Source organism: Clostridium sp. C8-1-8, assembly GCF_009928445.1.
Taxonomy (GTDB): domain Bacteria; phylum Bacillota; class Clostridia; order Clostridiales; family Clostridiaceae; genus Clostridium_AR.
In genome coordinates this window covers 32180-55755 of the sequence record NZ_JAABNO010000006.1, presented here as the reverse complement: position 1 = coordinate 55755, position 23576 = coordinate 32180, and the positions used below count along the sequence as shown (strand labels likewise).

Below are 23576 nucleotides of genomic sequence, written 5' to 3'. Positions count from 1 at the left end.
ATGGCAATAATCAAAGAGGAAAATAATTAAATATAATACAGAATTATTTAAGATTCTGATTAATTTGAATGGTGATGATGATGAAGGAATTATTTAGATTTATAAGATTTGGTATAGTTGGAGGAATGAACACCTTACTTACCTTTGTATGTTTTTGGATATTTAGTAAATTAGGCATTGGATATACTACGGCCTATGTAACAAGTTATCTAATTGGAGTAGTAAATAGCTATTTTTTTAATAGTAGATGGGTATTTAAGGTAGATTCTAAAAAAGGTTCAAGAGGTGTAAAGTTCTTAGTAATAAACCTTGTAATACTTGCTATAAATACTTGTCTAATGATGATTTTTGTAGATAAAGTAGGCTTAAACAAGTTTATAGCACTGATTATTGTTACGGGTGTATGTATGGTGCTTAACTACTTCTTAAATAGAATGTGGACTTTTTCTGAGGAGGTAAAGAATGGTTAATAAAAAGATTTCTATTGTGGTTCCAATGTATTTTGAAGAGTTGGTTGCCGAAGAGTGTTACAAAAGAATATCTGAAGTTATGATAAATAATAAATACAATTATGAAATTATATTTATAAATGATGGTTCTACGGACAAAACTTTGCCTATACTTAAAGATATAGCAGCAGTGGATAGTAATGTTAAGGTGATAGGATTCTCTAGAAACTTTGGTCATCAAACTGCAGTAACGGCAGGTATATTCAATGCTACAGGAGATGCTGTAGTAATAATAGATGCTGACTTACAAGATCCGCCAGAGCTTATAGTTGACATGGTAAATAAGTGGCAAGAAGGTTATGAGGTGGTTTATGCAAAGAGAAGAAAGAGAGACGGAGAGACTTGGTTTAAACTAATAACTGCAAAGTATTTCTATAAGTTTTTAGCCAGTATGTCTGATATTGAAATACCAAAAGATACTGGAGATTTTAGGTTGATTGATAGAACAGTTGTAGAAGCTCTTAAGAACATGCCTGAGAGAAATAGGTTTGTTAGAGGAATGGTTAGCTGGGTTGGATTTAACCAAACCTATATAGAATATGATAGAAGTGAAAGATTTGCAGGTACAACTAAGTATCCTTTGAAAAAGATGCTTAAGTTTGCCTCAGATGGAATTGTGGCGTTTTCATCAAGACCGTTAAAGGTTGTATCCTTGATAGGAACTATAACTATAATGATATCCTTTATAATGCTTGTATACTCTATTCTAGTTAAACTTTTTGGGGGAAGAACTGAGCCAGGTTGGACTTCTCTTATGGTGGTAATAACCCTTTTCAGTGGAGTGCAGCTATTGTCACTTGGAATTATTGGTGAGTATATAGCTAGAATATATGATGAAAGTAAGAATAGACCTTTATATATAGTAAAAGAAAAGATAAACTTTGAAGAAAAAGATAAATAAAGAAAACTTATTTGCCTGTCATATTTTTTTACATGAATTCGTAGGGGTAGATAGACAAAAGTTCACTAGAAGAAAAAGTCGCTAAAGCGACTTTTTTATCTTGGTATAAATCCAATCTTCTTTTGCATCTTTCTTAAGGTTTTATTTGCTATATAGTTTGCTTTATCAGCGCCTTTTCTATATATGTCTTCTAGGTAAGTTTTATCACTTAGAAGTGATTTAACCTTTTCTTGAAGTGGAGCGAGCTCGCTTATTAAAGTTTCAGCTACATCACTTTTTAACTCAGCATAGCCTTTTCCTTTGTAAGTCTCAACCACTTCTTCAGGTTTAAGTCCTTTTATAGCACAGATAATATTTATTAAGTTCTTAACACCTGGCTGTTCATCTGTGTAGTTTACAACTCCGATTCCATCAGTAACGGCTCTACTTACCTTTTTTCTTATAACCTCTGGAGGGTCTAATAGAAGTATGAAGCTGTTTTGATTGTCATCAGATTTAGACATCTTCTTTGTTGGTTCTTGTAAGCTCATTATTTTTGCACCTTCCTCAGGAATGTATCCTTCAGGAATCACAAAGGTTGGGCTGTAGGTATTGTTAAATCTTTGAGCGATATCTCTAGCTAGTTCTAGATGTTGAGTTTGATCCTTACCAACTGGTACTAGGTCTGTATTGTATAAAAGTATATCTGCAGCCATAAGTACTGGGTAGTTGAAAAGACCAGCTATTATTGAGTCACCCATCTTTTGAGATTTATCTTTGTATTGAGTCATTCTTCCAAGCTCACCCATATAAGAATTGCAGTTTAGAAGCCATGCAGCTTCACTATGTGCAGGTACATGAGATTGTATAAAAAGAGTGTTCTTATCGGGATCTATACCAGCAGCTATATAAATAGCTAATAATTCTAGAGTTCTTCTTCTAAGGTCTCCAGGTACTTGTCTTACAGTTATTGCATGCAAATCAACTACACAGAAGAAGCAGTCATATTGGTCTTGAAGCTTAACCCAATTTTTTATTGCTCCGAGGTAGTTACCTATAGTAAGTTCACCTGAAGGCTGAATTCCACTAAATATTACTTTTTTCTTGTCATCCATTTTTTATCCTCCTACATTTGGTATAATATAAAAATTCACTAAGGATGTGTTCATTAGTAAAGTTTTTATATTTATCCATAGCTTTATTTGAAATATAATTTCTTAAAAAATAAAAACGCCCTATGGATAAAATCCATAGGGCGTATAATTACGCGGTACCACCTATATTTGAGAAAAGTATTTTCTCATCTCTAAATAAGATACAATAATATCTTATCTCTATAACGTGAGAACACGACTAAGAATACTTGATTATTATATTAATAATCTTTCATCATAGTATCTCTGAGAACCATTCAACTTAATCATCATTACTGTAATCTCACCGCCTACAGCTCTCTATACAATGTGGATTTAAGCATACTATCTCTCTTCTTTGATTGTTGATATTAATTATTTTTATTAATTCTATAATATGACAAATATAGTAAAGTGTCAACTCAGACTTTATTTTTTCTTCCAAATATTAAATCGACAATAAATATAATAGCTGCTACTACAAGAAGTGCATTAATAAAGTAGCCGCCAACTCTAAAGATTATTCCAAGTAACCAAAAGAATATAACTATGCCGCCTATCCATCTTAAGAAAGCCATAAAGATCACCTCCTTTTAAGTTGTGAAAAAGATTCTTAATCGTAATTTATTATAGATTTTTGCATTCTTACTTTTATGCATGTATAAATTCTTACCTGAATTATAATGTTTTTTATAAATAAAAACTAAATTAAGAATGTCATATAACATAGTATTAGTAAAAAATACAATAATAATTCATTAATATTGTATCGATACATTTGCATGTGGAAATTTTGTATTATATTATCATTTATGTAGTTATTTCTATATTAATGGGGGGATTGTTTTGGAAAGTTCAAGCAATATTAAAAGCACAGATTTGGTTCTTACAGGGCTTATGATAGCATTGGTGTTTATAGCAGGAAATATAATTAAGATACCAACTGTAGGAGGAGGCTATCTTCACATGGGAGATAGTATGGTATTTCTATCTGCTGTTGTTCTTGGAAAGAGAAGAGGCGCTCTTGCAGCTGCAGTAGGGATGGCATTGGTAGATATGGTCGGAGGTTTCTATATTTGGGCTCCATTTACTTTGGTTATTAAGTTTGTTATGGCTTATATAGCTGCTGTTGTAATAAGCAATGGAAGTGGAAAGCGGATAGTATATGTTATAGGCTTTGTATTAGGTGGGGTTTTTATGGTAATAGGGTATTTTATAGCTGGAGGAATAATAACTGCTATTACTACAAATGGAGCATTAAAAACCGTTATAGTAGGAGCCTTTATAAATTCTGCTAAGGATATAGTAGGAAATATACTTCAAGCAACCTTTGGGATTGTTGTTGCACTGCCACTATCAGCAGTAGTGGTAAAACTGAAAAAAGGTAGTATTGCATAATTTTTACTGAGAAAACAAGCTTTTTATTATAATATGTGGGGCTTAGTTTTATCTCATAGTTCTTTAACGGTATAACCAACTGCTTAGTATGTAGTTTTCTTTAAACTCTAAAGTACAGAATAAAAAAACCTCTAGCCCATAGGGTTAGAGGTTATACTCAAAATTTTAAAAGCTTAGAATCTGTCTCTTTGTTTTTGAGCTTTTCTTGCTTTTCTGCATTCTGGGCATCTTACAGGATCATTTTCAAATCCTTTTTCTTTGTAGAATTCTTGTTCTCCAGCAGTGAAAACAAATTCCTTTCCACAGTCTTTACATGTTATCTTCTTATCTTCCATTAAAAAAACCTCCTTTAAAACTCATAGGCAATTTTGATGATTTACTGCCTTACCAGTATTAAGAGGGTAGGTTAGTAAACAGAAAATTTCCTATAACATTTTAATAATATTCACAGATATATTATAGCATATTTTAGTAAATTTTCAACTGGTTTTTTTATATGAAAAATGCTTCTTAGCCGTTAGTTTTACTCAACTTTATTAGAATTCCTTGCTCTATAAATTGTGAAAAATATAAGTGGCATTATTAAGAATAGAACTATGTATATGTATTGGTTTATATTTAAAACTTTCATGAAGTCAAAAGCGTTATTTGCTATTAATAAACCATATATATAAGATGCTGCTGAAAGTATTGCTACAACAGCTAGCTTGTTTTTTATCTTATCTCTGAATAGAAATACAATCCCGTTCATAGCTAATATATACTTTACCATAAAACCAAGGACACAAACTAGTAGTACTAAGATTTCACCATTTTCTATAAAGTTAACATAGGATATTCTTTGCACCTGACGGAATATTGGAAAGAGTATATTTTTTGCTCTCATAGCCCCTAAGCTTGTTATATGACCGGTTATTGAAAAACAAACAATGTCTAGAGACAAGAGAATACCTATAAAAAAATGAAAAGTAAGTTTTTTACTTCTTTCCAAGTTCTTTAATAAAGGAAATATAATAGCTATACAGCTAAAGCCCCCTAAAAACTCGATAAAACAGTTTGTAAAATCCTTGAGAGAGCGATTCTTTAAAAAAGGAAATAAAAAATCGAAGCTCTTATACTTATGAACTAAAATTTCTATTATGATGATAGCGATAAGCATTATGGAAATTGATATTAATACTATATTAAGTATACTATTGAAGTTTCTAGAAGCTATATAGATAGCTGGTACTATAAAGAATAACATTATGTACCAAACTGGAGTTTCTATAAATAGATTTACATGTATGGAGCTTGCTTCTACTGCTGCACTTTCTGAAGCAACTATAAACAAACCTATTGCAAAAAGCCATAAATAAACCTCACCAAATCTTTTGCCTATTGATCCTTTTATAATTTGTCTAAAATCAAAGCTATCAGCTTTGATAAAAGTTTTTATTATATATAAGATAAGGAAAATAAAAATAGCTGCTGAAATTATTGCAATAAACCAAGTGTCTCTCCCTCCTAATTCTATATAAATTGATGAATAGGTGGTCATAGATATTATCATAGACCCTGCGATAAAAAGTATTAAATGCTTTGATGATAATCCTTCCAAAAAAATTCACCTCTTTTAAATCCTATAATTTCCTTAATTTATTATTCTCTAAAAAGTGAATATTAAACATTTTTAGTGAAGATAATATTTTTAGGTGATGCTTATGAAAAATACAAAAGAATATATTAATGAGAAACTAAAGGATAGCTTTGATGTAAAAGCAAGGGAGGTAGATACTGCATTAGGTAGAGCTACAGCAATATTTGTTGACGATCTTTGTGGAACGGTATTTATAAGCGAATATATAGTAGCACCGCTTAAAAATATTAAGTCTAATGTAAATTCAATTGATGATATAGCAAGCAAGGTTCTTGATATTAATCTTGTAGGCTATGCTAAGGACAATGATGATGCAGTACTTCATGTGTTATCGGGAGATGTAGTTATAGTTTTTGATAACTATACTGATAAGATTTTATTCTGTGAGGCTAAAGGATATGTAAGAAGAGGTGTTGGAATCCCTGTTGCAGAGGCAGTGCTTAAGGGACCACGTGAAGGCTTTACAGAAGCCTTTGTAGACAATGTAGCACTTATAAGAAGAAGAGTGAAAGATCCAAATCTTAAATTTGAACCAATATATGTAGGGAAAAAATCTAATACTGTAGTTTGTCTTACATATATAAAGGATACTGCACCTAAAAAATTAGTTGATAATGTTAGAAAGCAAATAAAAGAGCTGGATTATGAATTTATACTAGATACAAACTATATAGAGAATAAGCTAAGAGATGAAAATACTATATTTGATACTGTAGGGTATACAGAAAAACCAGATACTGTAGTTGCAAAATTGATGGAAGGAAGAATTGCAGTAATAGTAGATGGAACTCCCTTTGTTCTTACTGCACCATATTTTTTTATAGAGAGTTTTCAAGCTCAAGATGATTATTATCTGAACAGATATTACGCTAATTTCACAAGAATTATTAGATGGTTGGCCTTTTTCTTTGCCGCATTTTTACCAGGACTATATCTGGCTATAGTAACTTATCATTTTGGAGTGATTCCATCGTTGTTTGTTTTTAGACTAGCAGTATCGAGAGCTGGAGTGCCGTTTCCAACTATAGTAGAAGTCATAGTTATGATGATATTCTTCCAGTTAATAAAAGAAGCAGGATTAAGACTGCCGCAGCCTATAGGCGCAGCTATGAGTATAGTGGCAGGACTTATACTAGGAGATGCTGCTGTTGGTGCAGGTATAGCATCTAGAATAACTATATTGGTAGTTGCTATAAGTTCCTTATCTTATTTTTTGATTCCTAGGATATACGGGGCAATGTCTGCTTGGTCTTTAATTATAGTGATTATGTCCGGTCTTTTGGGACTTCCAGGCTTTTTTGTCGCAGTAATGGTATTGTTTGCACATATATGTAATCTAAAGTCTTGTGGATACTATTATATGTTTCCTGTTGGAACTCTTAAAAAGCTTAATTTGAAGGATATAATTTTGAGAGGACCGCTAGAAGAGATATCAAATGATTTTTTAAGTGGGGATGATACTAATGAAAAGAGCAAATAGAGTAGTTTCATTTATAATAATTATATGTTTTTCCTCCAGTCTTACAAGTTGTTTCAATTATAGAGACATAAATAGAGCCACCTTTGTTACAAGTATAATCTATGATATTGATGAAAATAAAAATACAATACTTTATTTAGATTGTGTAATGCCATACAGAAGCACAAATGAAAGCTCTGAAAAAGGAAGAAGGGTGATTTATAAAGGTAGAGGAAAGACTGTACTTGAAGCCATAAGAAATGCTAGCAATTTTTCAAGCTTTAAAATAAATATGACTCAGTGCAGAGCATATATTTTTTCGGAAAGAGCAGCAAAAGAAGGTGTAGGCCAGTTCGTAGATATAATGGCAAGAGATCAAGAATTTTTAATAAGGCCTTATGTATTCGTTTTATTTGGTGAAGTAGAAGAGTTGTTTAAAACAGTTAAATCAGACGAAGAATATCTTGGTATTTACTTAGATCAACTTGTATATAAGATGAAGTCTAGTCCTAGAACTATAGCTACTAACTTGAATGATTATCTAACTAATAGAATAAATGGTGGGAATATAGCAGTACTCGGAGGGCTTGAGGTTGTTAAAGATATAATGGAAGATAGAGTGCAGATAAAAGGTGCTGCAGTTCTAAAGGATGATAAACTTGCTACAAAGTTAAGTATAGATGAGGCTCTTAGTTATAGTTTTTTAAGTAATAATGTTAAGAGTGGTACTTTAGAGATAAATAATCCTCAAAACCCTGATAAATACATAACATTAGAAATACTTAATTCTAAAACAAATACGGACTTAAGGTACGATGGAGAAAGAATAAAACTTTATAAGAATATTGATATAAGGTGTGACTTGGCAGAATCTCAAGCTCGTCTTATAATAGATGATAACGTAAGAGGATATATAAAAAGGTCTGAAGAAGAAAATGTTAAGAAGTATCTTACTATGATATTTGATAGATATAAGCTTCAAGATTTGGATTTGTTTAAGGTTGGTAGGCTTCTAGAAGAGAAATATCCTAATGCTAAGATACAGGGAGAAATTATGGAGAGGACTGACTTAATTCTTAATGTTAATGTTAATTTAGAGGGACCTAGTGTTAGAAAACATACATTCTAATGTACATATATTTAATAAAATTATTACTTAATATTAACAATAATTAAAGAAAGTATTTAAGATGTAAAAAAAAGGGGCGGAGATGTATAAAAGAGCCCCCTAAATTCTTGAATTAATCTATTATGTAATGTAAAATAACAATAGCATAAGTTTATAGCAAAAGTCGACATACCGTATGTATTCAATAAGAAGCAATAATTAGTGGAATAAAAACAAAAATGTAAAAATGTTACTGTTTTTTTGATTTACAAATTAAAATTTATAAGATAAAATAATATTGTATGCCATAAGTTATTGTAATGCTTTTTATGACTCTAATAATTACATATTAGGGCTTGTTTTTTTATTATTTAGGAATTTATATGGCAGATCATTAAAAAATTCACTAAAGGAAGTTTCTTTAGAGAATTTTTGTTGTGTAGTAAATTGAATATACTGGGAGAGTTGCTTATGGACGATTACAGATTGATGTATGAACGTATACGTGAAGAGTTTGAAACTTATCAAAATTTTGCTGAAAAGCAATTGCAGGTGCTTAATGAAAAGAATATAAGGTTAGAACGAGACTTAGATGCGCTTGCTAATATTGTTGAAGTAAGCAAGTATATCAACTCATATATTTCTGATGAAAATCTCATACCTATGATCAATGATATGATAGTGGGTATACTTGGAGGCACCTACTCTACTATATATTTTGTAGAAAATGGCAAGCTAGAAGTTAAGGCAACCAACTCAAACTCCCAAGAAGTTATATTTCCCGATAGTATAAACAAATATATTAGAAATATAGAAGAATTTGTAGTGAACTCGAAGGATAATATATTTACTGACCAACAAATTAGAAGAGACATACATTCTGTAATAGGTTTCCCAATAAAAATAAGAGAAAAGTATATTGGCTATATAATGGTTGAACATACCTTATATAGATTTTTTACGAGAGCTCATATAAAATTCGTAGCGTCAATAGCTAATCAGATAGCGATAGCTATTGAAAACAGCATTTTATATACTAAGATACAAGAAGCATCAAAACGAGATCCTTTGCTTGGAATATATAATAGAAAATACTTTTTTGAGATATTAGATAAGAGGATAAAAGAAAATCCATATAATTGTCTTGGTATAGTTATGATAGATATAGATAATTTTAAAAAGGTTAATGATAGCTTTGGACATCAGTTCGGTGATGAGACTCTACAGCATGTAGTAACAGTGATACAAAGCTGTTTGAAGAGTGAAGATATAATAGCCAGATATGGTGGAGAAGAAATAATAATTTGTCTTAGAAGCAATGAAACTGAAGAGGAGATGGAAGTCAGGGTAGAAGAGACTAGGAGAATGCTGGAGCAAAGTCCTGTAATAAGAGAAAATATAATAAAGACTGTAACAGCAAGTATAGGGTTAAGCTTTTATCCTGCTGATGGACAAACTGTTGACGCAGTGGTGGAGGTTGCTGATGCCCTTTTGTATAAGGCAAAGGGATCTGGTAAAAATAGAGTTATAAGTTCATTGATATTTAGATAGAACAGCGTGGTGCTCCAGGCTGTTTTTTACTGTCTAGAAAAGTAAATTTTTTTGCGAGCTAAACCTAATGATGCCAAGGGTTTATAACTGCTAGTTAGGGTAAACAGTAAAAAAATAAAAAAACATGGTATAGAAAGATTTCTTGGTATCTTATATATAGACTTTGGAATATAATATATTAAAGCTTAAATATTTTCAGTTACATAAGTGTAAAATTTTATTTAACCTTTGAGAGGTATTTATCCATGGACAAGAAAAAGCTTTTAAACCTGCTTCACAGGGAAGAAGGAAGAAAATTAGACTTCAAACTACGAATAGAGCTAAGTGGCGAGACAGGTAAGAAGGAATTGACTAAAGATATTTGCGCTATTGCCAATTCCAATGGAGGAAGAGGCTATATAATAGTAGGTATAGAAGACAAGACTAAGAAGATTATAGGATTAAAGAAGGAAGATATATTTAGTGAAGAGCAAATTCAGCAAATAATAGCTTCTAGATGTGATCCTCCTATACCTGTTTCAGTAGAGTATTTAACTCTAGAAGATAAGAATATAGGTGTAATAACAATTTATAATTGGGATCAAAAACCCTATCAGGTAAGAGAAAGTGGAGCGTTTTATATAAGAAGAGGCTCTACTACAGATATTATGAGAAAGCAAGAACTTGTAGCTGCATTTGAAGAGAGTCTAAACCTTAACATTGAAGGGTGCGGGATTTTGAAAAGTGATATAAGTGCCTTAAATATGAGTATAATAAATCAGTATTTTAGATCTAAATCTATAGATATAAATAATGAAAATATTGAATTTTTACTTCGTAGAAGCTCAATTACTTCTAGAGATAGAGAAACAGGAGAAACTATATGTACACTAGGTGGGCTATTAGTGTTTTCTGATACTAATAGCATGTATATACCGCACAATATGATAAAGATAATAAATAAGGTAAATAAGAATAAACCTGAAGTTATTGTGGTACAGGGCAATGTAATAAAAATGATTGAGTTATGCGAAGTTCATCTAAAAGATATACTTCCTGAAAGATATCCTTACACCGCAGTATTAGAAGCAATAAAGAATGCTGTTTTATATAGGGAATATTCGGAGTTTTCTAGGATAATAGAGGTTCATATAGGTTTTAATTCTATAGTTGTTACTAGCCCAGGTGAGCTTATGAAAACAAATAAAAGAAATGGCGACACTAGGGAGTATAATAGAAGGAATATGTGGCTATATGAGAAGGTTATAACTTTAGATACAAAGGGAATATTTTTAAAAAGTAATAATGGCTTCTCAAATATGAAAAAGGCCTTTAAAGGAAAGGGAAAGATAATGTTTATCAATTCTAGGCAAGAGAATGTATTTAAGGTTATATTTCCAGGAATTAATGAACATATATAAGTTTTATTACTTAGTTTAAAATAATTAAAAATATATTACTATTGTTAAAGAAGTCTGAATATTATATTAATTTTTAGGTATCATAATAAATAATGATTTTTTTGGATAATTGTGGTTAATAATCTATATAAGCTTAAATAGTAGTTGAAGATTTTTCGTAAAATCTTACTAGTTTTTAGTTAGCGAAGTGATAGGTTATGAAAAATCTTGAGCCAAATTATAATAAAATTTAAGGAGTGATTCTAATGATTCAGGTATTCTGCAATAAGAGAGGTTCTGGAAAAACTAAGGAACTAATAAGTCTTGCAAACAGAAACGTATTGACCGAAAAAGGTAATTCTGTTTTTATCGATGATGATAGCAGATGCATGCTACAACTAGACAAAAAAATAAGGTTTATATCTACTAGCGAATTGGAACTGATGAGCTATGATAGTATGTATGGATTTTTGTGCGGCATAATTTCAGAAGATTACGATATTGAGAACATCTATGTAGATGGACTATGTAATATTGTTAATTGTGAGATAGAAGATGCGGCACATTTGTTTTATAGGTTAGAAGAGCTTGCTGATAGACTTGGCATAAACGTATACATTAGTATTAATCATGAAAATGAAACTCCTGATTTTATTAAAAAGTACAATAAATATGAATTGGTGGCCAATTAAGGTTTTATATATTGGGTAGCCGTTATGTAGAATTAGTAATAGTACTACATAATGGCTACATTTTTTTACTGTCTAGGTCAATTACAATTTTATCCTAGTGTATTTCAGCTACTTTTTTATTCACTTTAAATAATTTTTAATTGATAAATAATTGGAATATTTATATACTATAATTATTGGTTTTCATATGGACATATAATTAAACAATTTTATGTCTCAAGATTTGGAGGGATTTTAATGGCGCAAGTGCTTGATGAGTTAATGGAGCGTGGGTACATAAAACAGTTTACTCATGAAAATGAAACTAGGGAATTATTAGAGAAAGAGAAAATAACTTTTTATATAGGTTTTGATCCAACAGCTGATAGTCTTCATGTAGGACATTTTATTGCTATGATGTTTATGGCTCATATGCAAAAAGCTGGCCACAGACCAATAGCGCTTATTGGTGGTGGAACTGCTATGGTTGGGGACCCAAGTGGTAAGACTGACATGAGAAAAATGCTTACAAAGGAACAAATAGAACATAACGTAAGCTGCATAAAAAAGCAAATGGAGAAATTTATTGACTTTTCAGAGGGAAAGGCTATTCTAGCTAACAATGCTGATTGGCTTCTCAACTTAAATTATGTAGATTTCCTTAGAGAAGTTGGTACACACTTTTCTGTAAATAGAATGCTTACTGCAGAATGTTTTAAACAGAGATTAGAAAAAGGTCTTTCATTCTTAGAATTTAACTACATGCTAATGCAAGGCTATGACTTCTATGAGCTGAATACAAAGTATGACTGTAAGATGCAGCTTGGTGGAGATGACCAGTGGTCAAATATGATTGCAGGTGTTGATCTAATAAGAAGAAAGTCGCAAAAAGAAGCTTTTGCAATGACTTGTACTTTACTTACTAATAGTGAAGGAAAGAAAATGGGTAAAACTGAAAATGGAGCTTTATGGCTAGATCCTGAGAAAACTTCTCCTTATGATTTTTATCAGTACTGGAGAAATGTAGGAGATGCAGATGTTGAAAAATGCTTAGCTTTATTAACGTTCTTACCTATGGATGAAGTAAGGAGACTAGGAGCTTTAAAGGATGCTGCTATAAATGACGCTAAAAAAGTTCTTGCTTTTGAAGTTACAAAGTTAATTCATGGAGAAGAAGAAGCTTTAAAAGCTCAAAGTGCTGCAGAAGCTTTATTCGGAGCTGGAAGTGATATGACTAATGTGCCAACAGTAGCTATAACCAAAGAAAAGCTTGGTACATCACTTTTAGAGGTTTTGGCTGAGACTGCAATAATACCTTCAAAAGCTGAAGGAAAGAGGCTAGTTCAACAAGGTGGCCTATCAATAAATGGTGAGAAGGTTACAGACTTTAAGAGAGAATTAACTGCTGAAGACTTTAAGGACGGGGCGGTTCTTATAAAAAGAGGCAAGAAAAACTACAATAAAATTGGATTAGAATAAATTTATATAAAGATATACCACTTCATATCTAGATTTATGTTTTTAGACTTCTATAAGAAACTTTTAGAATTAAAAAATCTAGTGTTGAAGTGGTTGTTTTTTATTTTTTAGGAATGTCACATGAATTTTAAAGCACTGATAAAAGTATAATTAAAAACCTCGTCTTTTTCCTAGAAAATTATATCCTAGATAAAGCTGTGCATAATTATGTGTTGATGTCCCGTACATATTGGAGAAAGCAAAAAAGAAAAATTGTTAGTAGGATTATGGATATAGGACATTATTTACTATTAAAGGAAGCTCCTCTTATACTCGATAATAAAATTATGAATGGAGCTGTAATAATTTAAAAAATAATAGTGTAGTGGGGCTATTTGGAGGGTATAAAGTATAAAATGCAATTAATTAGTTCGTAGTTTGAAATAGTTAAAAGTTATAATTTTTGTGGGGGAGATTAGCTTATGCCAGCGATTTGGAATGTAAATAATGTATATAGCACTGGGAATAAGAAGCTATCTTCAAAACTTACATTTGAAGTAGGAGAAAAGTTTTCTGGAAGAGTGGTAAAGGCTTTAGATGACAAAAAAGAGGTAATGGTCAAACTAGTAGATGGTTGGCAGTTTGCCGCTGAAGTTGATACGCCTATAGAGGAAATGAAAGAGGGTTTAGTTAGATTTCAAGTTGAGGGTTTTGTAGATGGTAAGTTAAAACTTAAGCTTATAAGTGGGGATGATAAAGGTGGAAGCACTGCATCTGATCCCATAGATGATTTTATCAAATCAGAAGGATTGTCTCCAGAAGATAAGGATGTAGTAAAGCTTATGATAAAGTTTGATATGCACATTACTAGAGAGAACATAGTAAGACTTAAAAGCATTATGAATTTTAAAGATAAGCTTCAAGGCAATTCAAAAGAAGCAGATATTTTTATAGAAAGATATCTTGCTATAAAGGGAATGGATAAAAACAGTGAAGAGGGTAAAAAGGCACAAAAGCTTCTTAGAGACTTTTTCGTTGGTTTTAATTCTTTAAATAAAGATGAATTGATGATGATGATGGAAAGTGGTATAGATTTAACTTCGGATAATATAGAAAGTTTTAAAAAACTATCACAAAATTTTTCTAAAGTTTTTGAGGACATAAGTAGTATAACTACTGAACTTAAAAGTTTAGAGTTACAATCACCTGATAATTCAACTTATAAGGAACAAATCACACCTAAAGCAATAATGCAGGATAAAATCATCTCGGATGCTAAATTTGGCACTGAGGCAACGCCAAGCGAATTAGCTTCTAATAATGTAAAAGCAAAGATGCTTAACACCCTGTATTCTTCTGGAAATAATAAAATAAACATACTTCAGCTTCTTAAATCCATGACTGCAAATGACAACGATATATTGAGATATACATTGAGAGATGTACTATCTAATAATAAGAGTAGCTTTGTATTGAATGGCGAATATGAAACATTAGATAACAAGGTAGCAGCTCTTTCTGATAAAGATATAATGAATACAATTAAGGAAGCTATGGTTTCGGCTGATAACGAACATGGACAAGTTACTAAAGCAAATGTTGAGGATGCTATATATAAGATTTTAGATAGAAGAATTAATATATCTAATAAGGATTTTAATAAGCTACAAGATGTAGTAAGACTTATTAATGAATCTAAGGTAGAGAACAATAAATTTAACGACTCTACTAATAAAATAAATAATAACAATAGCTCTAGGGGTTTATCAGATTCTCAAACTAATAATTCTGCAGTTGCAGTTTTAGAGAAAGAAATTGTTACTGACAATGATTTTATGACAGAAACTAATTCTGAACAGGATGGGAAAATAGAAGTAGGAGCTAAGCTTTCTAGTAATGAAGTTATAAAAAATCAGATATCTGGAAGAAATGTTGAAATAAAAGATATGCTTAAAAGTATATTATCTAAATTAGAAGACGTTACAAGTGTTTCTAAGGGTAGTTTGAGTAAATCTCTAGATGATATAGTTGAGAGTGTTCTAAAAGATCAATATAAAGAAGTAGACATTGGAGCTAATGATGTTAAAACAGTTATAGATACAAATAAAAGTGATCTATCTGATATTGATTCGAAAACTGATATAGTTAAAAACCTGTTAAATAAGGACGGTTTGGACAAGCTTTTAGGAGATAAGATAAAAAACTTAGATGAAAATACAAAAGCTAAGGTTTTGGATAAAATCAACAGTAACATAAAGAGCCAGCTTGAAGGAGTATTTTCTGAAAAGCTTGGAGAAAAAGTCATGGAACTATTAAAGAATAATATAAATGATTTTAAGGTGTTTAATAGTATAAATAATCAATACTATTGCTTAGATCTTCCCTTACAGCTTAGAGAAAAGGACTATCCATGCAAGCTTATAATAAAGGATAATAGAAAAGACGGTAAAAAAGTTGATTCTACTAATGTTAAGCTGGTAGTAACTGTAAAGACATTTAATTTAGGTAATATAGATGGATACTTAAATCTTAAAAATAAGATACTTAATGTAGATATTAAGTGTGAAGAAAGATTTGTTAAGCCTCTAGAGCTAGGAAAAGCTAAATTGAATAATGCACTGAAAGATATGGGTTTTGTATCTAATATAGTAGTATCTAAGAAACTTGAAGAAGTTACGTTGGTGAACTGTAGAAACTTTTTCGATGATAAGAATATATCTGCCATAAATGTCACTGTTTAATATATATAATTTATATATTTATCTGTTATAATTATATATGAGATAAATTATTCTATAACTATAAATATTAATCAGGCTGTAAGGTTACATGTCGATAGATGCAATAGGCAAAGGGTGTGATGATATGAACCAAAGGAAAAAAGCTGCTGCACTTAAGTATGAAAGTAATATGGAAGCTCCTATAGTAACTGCAGCAGGTATTGGTGTAATTGCTGATAAGATAATAGAGAAGGCAGAAGAAAGTAAAATACCTGTCGTTTATAATAAAGAGTTAGCAGATATGTTATCAAATGTGGATGTTGGAGATAGTATACCCTATGAACTTTATGAAGCTGTAGCCCATGTAATAGCCTATGTAACTGATATAGATAAACTAATTGACGAAAGGTGAATTTAATATGGCGCTATATGCTATTTCGGATCTTCATCTTGCATTAAATGTTGATAAACCTATGGATATTTTTGGCCAGAATTGGTATAAACATGATGAAAAGATAAAAGAAAACTGGATAAGTAAAATAGGTAAAGAAGACACGGTTTTAATAGGTGGAGATATTTCATGGTCCATGACTGCAGATGAAAGTAAGGATGATCTTGATTGGATTAATAATCTTCCAGGGAGAAAGATAATCATAAAGGGAAATCATGACTACTGGTGGAGCAGTATATCTAAGCTCAATTCAATGTATGAAGGCATGCATTTTATCCAGAATAACTTCTTCTCTTATGAAGACTTTGCAATTTGTGGAACTAGAGGGTGGATTTGTCCAGGAAGTGATAAGTTTTCTGCTCGTGATGAAAAAATTTATTCCAGAGAGCAAATAAGATTAAGGTTATCACTAGATGCTGCAAAGAAGGCTGGATACGAAAAATTTATATGTATGATACACTATCCTCCTACCAATGAAAAATTTGAAAAGTCTGCTTTTACAGAGATATTTAAAGAATACAAGGTGGAGAGAGTTATATATGGTCATCTACATGGTCCAGCACTTTCTAGGGTTATCAATGGTATGCATGATGGTGTTGAATATGTGATGACTTCTTGTGATTTTATAAATTTTAATCCCGTAAAGATACTATAGATCTAAAACTTAGATTTCATTTAAGATATTTATTATGAATTCTCTGAAAGATATAGGTTATACAAAAAATAAAAAAATTCGCTGAAGAAAATTGCTTCAGCGAATTTTTTATGCATAGGAAAGTATAAAGTCATAATATCTGGTTGACCTTACTGTTTGAAAGTGAAAGAATTAATGGGATGTTGCTAGCAATAAATATATAAAAGAAAAGCTATTGACAAGTATATTAGAATATTCTAATATATAAATATATTAATATACAAATGTTAAATGGAGTGAAGAATATTTATGGATATGAATTATAAAGAACTAGAAGATATATCGGAGTTGCTTAAAGTAATTGCTCATCCTGTTAGACTTTGCATAATAAAAGGATTAGTAGAGAATGAAGGGTGTAACGTAAGTCATATGCAAGAATGTTTAGGCTTGCCGCAATCTACAGTTTCACAGCATCTTCAGAAACTCAGAGCTTATGGAATTATTGAAGGTCAGAGAAGTGGAAGCGAGGTGTTTTATAGGGTATGTGATAGAAAGATAGCTAGTATAGTTAAAGCAATAATGCAAATTGATAAGTTAGCTTTATAGTAAAACATTATATTTAGCAAAAGTTTTTATATATATTAAAACTAATTAGCATTAAGTTGATTTAGTACTAACTGTTTACATCTATAAATAATAAAATTAGTGAGGTGCAAGATGAATAAGAAAGTGTTAATAGTTGGGGGAGTAGCTGGTGGTGCTTCTGCCGCAGCGAGAATTAGAAGGCTAGATGAAACTGCTGATATTATAATGTTCGAAAAAGGAGAGCATATATCCTTTGCTAACTGTGGATTGCCATATTATATAGGAGAAACTATAAAAGAGAGAGAAAAGTTATTAGTTCAGACTCCTGAAGCGATGAAGAGAAGATTTAATATAGATGTGAGAGTTAATAGTGAAGTTATTGAGCTTGATACTACTAATAAAAAGGTGAGAGTGAGGTGTAATGATAAGAGTGAGTATGTAGAAACATATGATTACCTTATTCTTTCACCTGGTGCAAAGCCGATAAGACCAAATATAGAAGGGATTAGCAATGATAAGATATATACGTTAAGAAATGTGGCAGATACTGATAAGATAAAAGCTATTATTGATAAAAACAGTGCTGAAAAGGTAGCTGTTATCGGTGGTGGATTTATAGGTATAGAGATGGCTGAAAGTCTTACTGAAAGAGGGGTTCAGGTTACATTAGTAGAGGCTGCTCCTCATATACTTGCACCTTTTGATTCAGAAATGGCAGCTATAGCAGAGAAGGAGCTTATCTATAGCGGCCTATCTCTAATATTGAATAATGGAGTTAAATGCTTCAGAGATAATGAAAGAGGAGTAGAAATCTCGTTAAATGACGGTAAAAAAGTTGAGGCAGACTTGGTTATTTTGGCTATAGGAGTTTCTCCAGACACTGCATTTATAAAAGAGTCGGGAATAAAGTTAGGAGAAAGAGGTCATATATTAGTAGACTCTCATATGAAGACTTCCGTGGAAGGAGTTTTCGCTGTAGGAGATGCCATTGCTGTTAAGGATTATATTAATGGAGGTGAAACTTTTATACCTTTAGCAGGACCTGCCAATAGACAAGGAAGAATAGCGGCTGACAATATATGCGGAGTAAGTTCAGAATACAATGGAACTATAGGTACATCTATTTTAAAGATATTTTCTTTAACAGCAGCTTCTACTGGCAACAATGAAAGAACTCTAAAGAGAATAGGGATAAACTATAATAAAGTGTATGCACATCCTATGTCTCATGCAAGCTACTATCCTGGAGCAACTCAGCTTTCAATAAAACTTTTATATGATTTTGATGGTAAGGTACTAGGTGCGCAAGCTTTAGGATATGAAGGTGTGGATAAGTTTATTGATGTTATAGCAACTGCTATAAAGTTTAATGCAAAAGTTAGTGATCTTGCAGAACTTGAACTTGCCTATGCTCCTCCGTATCTTTCGGCGAAATCACCGGCAAATATGATTGGGTTTATAGCTCAAAATAATCTCAGAGGCTTATCTAATGTAGTTTCATCCGAGGAACTTGATAAAATTGATAATAAAAATCAGATTTTACTAGATGTTAGAGAAGAGCTCGAGGTAGAGAATGGAGCAATAGAAGGATCAAGAAATATTCCTCTTGATACTTTACGAGAGAGACTGAATGAACTTGATAAGAATAAAGAAATTCTGGTATATTGTGCTGTTGGTATAAGAGGTTACGTAGCATCTAGGATATTAAGCCAAAATGGGTTTATAGTAAAAAATTTATCTGGAGGCTATAAGAGTTATATACAATCGAAATATGAAGTTGATGAAGAATTGTTAGAAACTAAAAGTTTTAACAATGAAGATGGATTGCAACAAATCTGTAATTTAGATATATCTGATGAAGCTGAAGGTCTTATTGGTAAAGGTAAAACTGTAGAGTTAGATGCCTGTGGACTTAGCTGTCCAGGACCCTTGATGAAGGTTAAGGCTTCTATTGATATGTTAGATAAAGGGGATGTTCTTAACATTAGAGCTTCAGACCCTGGCTTTTATGAGGATATTAAGGCATGGAGTAAAAGAACAAACAATGAAGTTATAGATATAAGAAAGTCTAAAGGTATAATTGAAGCTTCTATTAGAAAGGGTGTTTTCGAAAGCAACGAAACAGCAATCACAAGTAATCAGGTTGTAAATGATGGAAAGACGATAGTGGTTTTTTCAGGTGATTTAGATAAGGCCATAGCTTCATTCATTATAGCAAATGGTGCTGCAGCAATGGGGAGAAATGTAACTATGTTCTTTACTTTCTGGGGATTAAACATACTCAGAAAGCCAGAAAAGGTTAAATCTAATAAGAATATTATAGAAAGAGCCTTTGGCATTATGATGCCAAGAGGAAGTAAAAAACTTACACTTTCTAAGATGAATATGGCTGGTTTAGGTGCTAAAATGATTAGAAAAGTAATGAAGGATAAAAATATACAATCTTTAGAAGACCTGATACAAGCTGCCCTTGATAATGGTATTAACATAGTGGCTTGCACCATGTCCATGGACGTTATGGGAATAAAAAAAGAAGAACTATTAGATGGAATAAACTATGGCGGTGTTGGATACTATTTAGGAGAAGCTGAGGATTCCAATGTAAATTTATTTGTATAAAAATAATGAAACACTTCAGTTTTTAAGCTGAAGTGTTTCATTACTATCTCTTTATATCTCTTTCGATTTCCTTAACATTATTAGAAAAATCTGATAATGAATGTACCTGATTATTTAAAGTTTCAGCTATCTCCTCAGCTAAAGCTGCATTTTCTTTAGATAGTGTGGAAATATTTCCTACAAAGTTTATCAGGTTGTCCTTTTGCTCAGCAGTAGAAACAAGGTTAACCAAGCAATCACTGATTTCTGTAGTAGCTCCATCTATAGAGTTCTTTATATTTGTAAATGTTTCCTTTGTTTCAGAAATTGTGTCATGTTGTGCAACTATTGCTGTATTACCTCCAGTCATTGCAGAAGAAGCGTTAAGGATATCTACTTTTATTTCATCCAAAATTTTAGTTATACTTTGTACAGCTTGCTTTGAGTTCTCGGCAAGTTTTTTTACTTCACCAGCTACTACTGAGAAGCCTTTACCAGCTTCACCAGCCCTTGCAGCTTCTATTGCAGCATTTAGAGCAAGTAAGTTAGTTTGACTAGCTATTTGGCTGATTGAGTCAGTTATCATATTAACAGATTCAAGCTTTGATACAAGTTCATTTACTGTAGAATATGATACCTGGAAAGATTGTTGAAGTTCTTTAAGAGATGAATCTAAGGAATTTATAGTCACAATCCCTTTGTCAGCCAATTCATCAGTATCAAGAACAGAAATATGTACATTGTTAATATTCATTGCTAAAGCTTCCATGGATTCATTAAAGCCTCTTAGCATTCCGTCAGCAGTATGTAATTCTTCGTTTACTGATTCTGTAGATGCGGTTAAGTTTGATATAGAATCTGTTATCCCCTCAATATTATGAGAAACGTTAGAAGCATTATCAGAAAGCCTAATTAGTTTGTCCATTACAACCGAGTCAATACTATTGATTGGTGCACTTGTAACTTCAGCTTCTGTATGGGTAACTGCGATTTCATTTTGAATTTCCTTCTTCTTTGAAAATAATCCCATTGCGAACCCCCCTGATCTAATAGTTAATGTTAATCCTGTTATTTTATTAAATAAAGTCCATAGATACTTGCAACATTAAGTAATTGCAAGTATACCGAAATTATTTTGTTAAAATATACTTTGTCTTAGGTTTAAAATAGATTTTATATAAAGGTTCCTAAAGCAACATTTTATTTATATTTGCCCTATCCCTACAAGTTTAGAGCGTATGAAAAATAGTTGAGTTAGAAACTTAATTTATATTTCCTAGCTAAAGTATTTTTCTACGATGAGTTTATAATATGAAAAAATTAATTATATTAAATATATTTAATATAATTATATCATAAATATAAAAAAATAAACTGCGATTTTATATTATTTAACAAAAGAACCACTAAAATTACAAATGCTCTTCCTTGATTAAATCTTTCATATCTCTAGCCATATCCTTAACTTTTTGAGGACATTGTATACTGGTTATAACCTTACTGAACCACTGTATTGCAAGTTCGTTTTGATCAATTCTTCTATAAAGCTCTCCGATTAGATACATAAGACTAAATCTATTCATGCCGTATATAGGAAAATCTTCAGAAATATATGCTTTTTCAAAGCCCTCAACTGCCTTAGTTAAAAATGCCTTTTCGTTTGAATTATCTTCTAAAAGTCTATACATCCAGCCTATTTTTAGGCATATCATTGCTTTAGTGCTAACTTTTCCATCCATAACTACACTATTTATCAGTGCTAGCTTATATCTTTCAATAGCTATTTTTTCATCGTAAATAGCAGGATAATTCTTTCTGTTCCACTTTGTAGAAACTCCTTTTACAACTGCTTCAATCTGATAGGATTTTAGTTTATCAAAATCAGCCTTCATAGCACTGTAGCCACATGTTGGACAAACTACAACATCATAAAAGTATGGGTTTACCACAGAATACCTTATAAATAAGTCAGAATCCTTACTTTGAACTCTGGGACCATTAGTTTTTGTGGAACGAGCCTTGAATTTTGTTTCACATACTGGGCAAAAGCACTCTCTGTCATATAAAAAAGAAGCGGGATCAATTTCTTTACTTTTTATAACTGAACCAGTTGGTTTGTCCTCTTTTTTATACAAATCTATATTATTCAAGTTATCAAATCCCAAGTTCTCTAATCCTGAAAAAATCTTATCCATAGTTACACCTCTTAATATAAGTGAATTTTAAAAAATAGTTGACATATTTTGTAAAGTGCTTTAAAATCAGCATTTGTGGGCTAAAGATTTGCTAACTATTTTTTATTCACAAAATACAAATTTTAATCGTAAGTTTAATATAATTTTACTCTAAATTTATATACTTTTCTACTTGGAGTATAATTAATTATCGTAATATTTATAAAAATTTTTACACATAAATTATATTTTGATATAATTATATAAGTTGATTTCATTTGCAATTATGTAAATATTACAATTTGTTAGTAAGTATTAGTTTGCTATGAAATGTATGGATTAAGTAAAATCTCTATTTGAAACTGTTTTATATAAAAGTGATTATGAAAAGGTGATATTATGGCGATAAAAAACTGGAAGGAATTTCTAACACCTTATGAACAGGCTGTTGAGGAATTAAAAGTTAAGCTAAAGAGTATAAGAAAAGAATATAGACGAAAAAATGAATATTCACCTATTGAGTTTATTACAGGAAGAGTAAAAGAGGTTTCCAGTATTTTAGAGAAGGCAAATAAATTTAACATTCCTTTGAATAGACTCCAATATGAGATGGAGGATATAGCTGGTGTTCGTATAATGTGCCAGTTTGTTGATGATATACAAAGGGTTGTGGAAATCATAAGAGAAAGAAAAGATATGCAAATATTGTACGAGAAAGACTATGTTGCAAATGTTAAAAACAGTGGATATAGAAGCTATCATATGATAATAAAGTATCCTGTAAATATGGCCGAAGGACAAAAGGTCATATTAGCAGAATTTCAGATAAGAACCTTGGCTATGAATTTCTGGGCAACCATAGAACATTCTTTAAATTATAAATATAAGCAGGAGATTCCTGCTGAGATAAAGCAAAAACTTAAAAGTGCAGCAGATGCGGCCTTTAGATTAGATGAAGAAATGCTTGAGATAAAGGATGAAATAAAGGATGCGCAAAAGTTATTTGAAGTAAAATCAGACCTTATATCAACTATAATGAATAATATTCTAAGCCTTATGTCTATTGGTAAGCTTGCTGAGGCATCTAGGTATCAAGTTTCGCTAAATAAACTAATAGAAGAAGGTGAGGTCTGGGAGTTGAATAGTCTTCTTCACCAGGTCCAAAGAGATATAGAAAAGTATAGAAGTACAGATTAGTACTTCTATTTTTCATTATTTATTAAATTTAG

The 23576-nt window shown here is 31.3% G+C and carries 21 protein-coding genes and 1 other annotated feature; of the genes, 15 read left to right on the top strand and 6 right to left on the bottom strand.

The genetic code is table 11. The annotated features are described in order from the left end of the window. Positions 1–80 precede the first annotated feature (80 nt). Positions 81–470 (top strand): GtrA family protein, encoded by a 390-nt coding sequence (locus GXK57_RS08325; protein ID WP_160674288.1) that lies wholly within the window; start codon positions 81–83, stop codon positions 468–470. Then, on the top strand, positions 463–1410 hold the full coding sequence (locus GXK57_RS08320; protein ID WP_160674285.1) for a glycosyltransferase family 2 protein: 948 nt from the start codon (positions 463–465) through the stop codon (positions 1408–1410). The genes GXK57_RS08325 and GXK57_RS08320 overlap by 8 nt, the downstream gene beginning before the upstream one ends. Before the next feature lie 95 nt (positions 1411–1505). Here GXK57_RS08320 and trpS read toward each other — a convergent pair whose 3' ends face one another. Together trpS and GXK57_RS08310 are read right to left on the bottom strand one after the other, a co-directional pair. Then, on the bottom strand, positions 1506–2504 hold the full coding sequence (gene trpS / locus GXK57_RS08315) for a tryptophan--tRNA ligase (protein ID WP_160674283.1): 999 nt from the start codon (positions 2502–2504) through the stop codon (positions 1506–1508). A gap of 133 nt (positions 2505–2637) precedes the next feature. Then, positions 2638–2890: a binding site (T-box leader), on the bottom strand. Between the two features lie 54 nt (positions 2891–2944). Then, positions 2945–3100: a lmo0937 family membrane protein gene (locus tag GXK57_RS08310; protein ID WP_128215392.1), complete on the bottom strand. Its 156-nt coding sequence runs from the start codon at positions 3098–3100 to the stop codon at positions 2945–2947. A 268-nt stretch (positions 3101–3368) separates the two neighbouring features. Here GXK57_RS08310 and GXK57_RS08305 point away from each other — a divergent pair, with 268 nt between their 5' ends. Continuing rightward, on the top strand, positions 3369–3920 hold the full coding sequence (locus tag GXK57_RS08305; RefSeq protein ID WP_160674279.1) for an ECF transporter S component: 552 nt from the start codon (positions 3369–3371) through the stop codon (positions 3918–3920). Between the two features lie 173 nt (positions 3921–4093). Here the strand turns inward: GXK57_RS08305 and GXK57_RS08300 are convergent, their stop codons facing one another. Together GXK57_RS08300 and GXK57_RS08295 are read right to left on the bottom strand one after the other, a co-directional pair. Next, positions 4094–4255: a zinc-ribbon domain-containing protein gene (locus GXK57_RS08300; protein ID WP_160674276.1), complete on the bottom strand. Its 162-nt coding sequence runs from the start codon at positions 4253–4255 to the stop codon at positions 4094–4096. Positions 4256–4443: 188 nt separating this feature from the next. After that, on the bottom strand, positions 4444–5520 hold the full coding sequence (locus GXK57_RS08295) for an endospore germination permease (RefSeq protein WP_160674273.1): 1077 nt from the start codon (positions 5518–5520) through the stop codon (positions 4444–4446). A gap of 103 nt (positions 5521–5623) precedes the next feature. On the opposite strand from GXK57_RS08295, the gene GXK57_RS08290 reads away from it, so the two are divergent. From GXK57_RS08290 to GXK57_RS08240, 11 genes are all read left to right on the top strand, one after another. Further along, complete coding sequence (locus tag GXK57_RS08290) at positions 5624–7039, top strand: spore germination protein (protein ID WP_160674270.1); 1416 nt, start codon at positions 5624–5626, stop codon at positions 7037–7039. After that, the gene (locus tag GXK57_RS08285) at positions 7023–8147 is read left to right on the top strand and encodes a Ger(x)C family spore germination protein (RefSeq protein ID WP_160674267.1); all 1125 of its coding nucleotides are present in this window, start codon (positions 7023–7025) and stop codon (positions 8145–8147) included. The genes GXK57_RS08290 and GXK57_RS08285 overlap by 17 nt, the downstream gene beginning before the upstream one ends. Before the next feature lie 450 nt (positions 8148–8597). Beyond that, a complete protein-coding gene (locus GXK57_RS08280; protein ID WP_160674264.1) occupies positions 8598–9677 on the top strand; it encodes a sensor domain-containing diguanylate cyclase in 1080 nt (359 codons plus the stop codon). A gap of 245 nt (positions 9678–9922) precedes the next feature. Further along, on the top strand, positions 9923–11077 hold the full coding sequence (locus GXK57_RS08275) for an RNA-binding domain-containing protein (RefSeq protein WP_160674261.1): 1155 nt from the start codon (positions 9923–9925) through the stop codon (positions 11075–11077). Between the two features lie 245 nt (positions 11078–11322). Further along, positions 11323–11748 (top strand): hypothetical protein, encoded by a 426-nt coding sequence (locus tag GXK57_RS08270; protein ID WP_160674258.1) that lies wholly within the window; start codon positions 11323–11325, stop codon positions 11746–11748. A 237-nt stretch (positions 11749–11985) separates the two neighbouring features. Further along, positions 11986–13206: a tyrosine--tRNA ligase gene (gene tyrS / locus GXK57_RS08265; protein WP_160674255.1), complete on the top strand. Its 1221-nt coding sequence runs from the start codon at positions 11986–11988 to the stop codon at positions 13204–13206. A gap of 461 nt (positions 13207–13667) precedes the next feature. Continuing rightward, entirely contained in the window at positions 13668–15926 is a 2259-nt protein-coding gene (locus GXK57_RS08260) for a hypothetical protein (RefSeq protein WP_160674252.1), read from the top strand. 124 nt (positions 15927–16050) lie between these two features. After that, complete coding sequence (locus GXK57_RS08255) at positions 16051–16317, top strand: EscU/YscU/HrcU family type III secretion system export apparatus switch protein (protein WP_160674249.1); 267 nt, start codon at positions 16051–16053, stop codon at positions 16315–16317. A 7-nt stretch (positions 16318–16324) separates the two neighbouring features. Next, entirely contained in the window at positions 16325–17011 is a 687-nt protein-coding gene (locus GXK57_RS08250) for a metallophosphoesterase (RefSeq protein ID WP_160674246.1), read from the top strand. Positions 17012–17299: 288 nt separating this feature from the next. Continuing rightward, positions 17300–17596: a metalloregulator ArsR/SmtB family transcription factor gene (locus GXK57_RS08245; RefSeq protein ID WP_160674243.1), complete on the top strand. Its 297-nt coding sequence runs from the start codon at positions 17300–17302 to the stop codon at positions 17594–17596. Positions 17597–17707: 111 nt separating this feature from the next. Beyond that, positions 17708–20194, top strand: a complete 2487-nt coding sequence (locus GXK57_RS08240) for a DsrE/DsrF/DrsH-like family protein (protein ID WP_160674240.1) — start codon at positions 17708–17710, stop codon at positions 20192–20194. Between the two features lie 43 nt (positions 20195–20237). On the opposite strand, the gene GXK57_RS08235 is transcribed toward GXK57_RS08240, so the two are convergent. Beyond that, positions 20238–21203: a methyl-accepting chemotaxis protein gene (locus GXK57_RS08235; RefSeq protein WP_160674237.1), complete on the bottom strand. Its 966-nt coding sequence runs from the start codon at positions 21201–21203 to the stop codon at positions 20238–20240. 382 nt (positions 21204–21585) lie between these two features. Beyond that, on the bottom strand, positions 21586–22368 hold the full coding sequence (locus tag GXK57_RS08230; protein ID WP_160674234.1) for a DUF2225 domain-containing protein: 783 nt from the start codon (positions 22366–22368) through the stop codon (positions 21586–21588). Positions 22369–22746: 378 nt separating this feature from the next. Between GXK57_RS08230 and GXK57_RS08225 the strand changes: the two genes are divergently transcribed. Continuing rightward, positions 22747–23544 (top strand): GTP pyrophosphokinase family protein, encoded by a 798-nt coding sequence (locus tag GXK57_RS08225; protein ID WP_160674231.1) that lies wholly within the window; start codon positions 22747–22749, stop codon positions 23542–23544. The last annotated feature ends 32 nt before the right edge of the window (positions 23545–23576 follow it).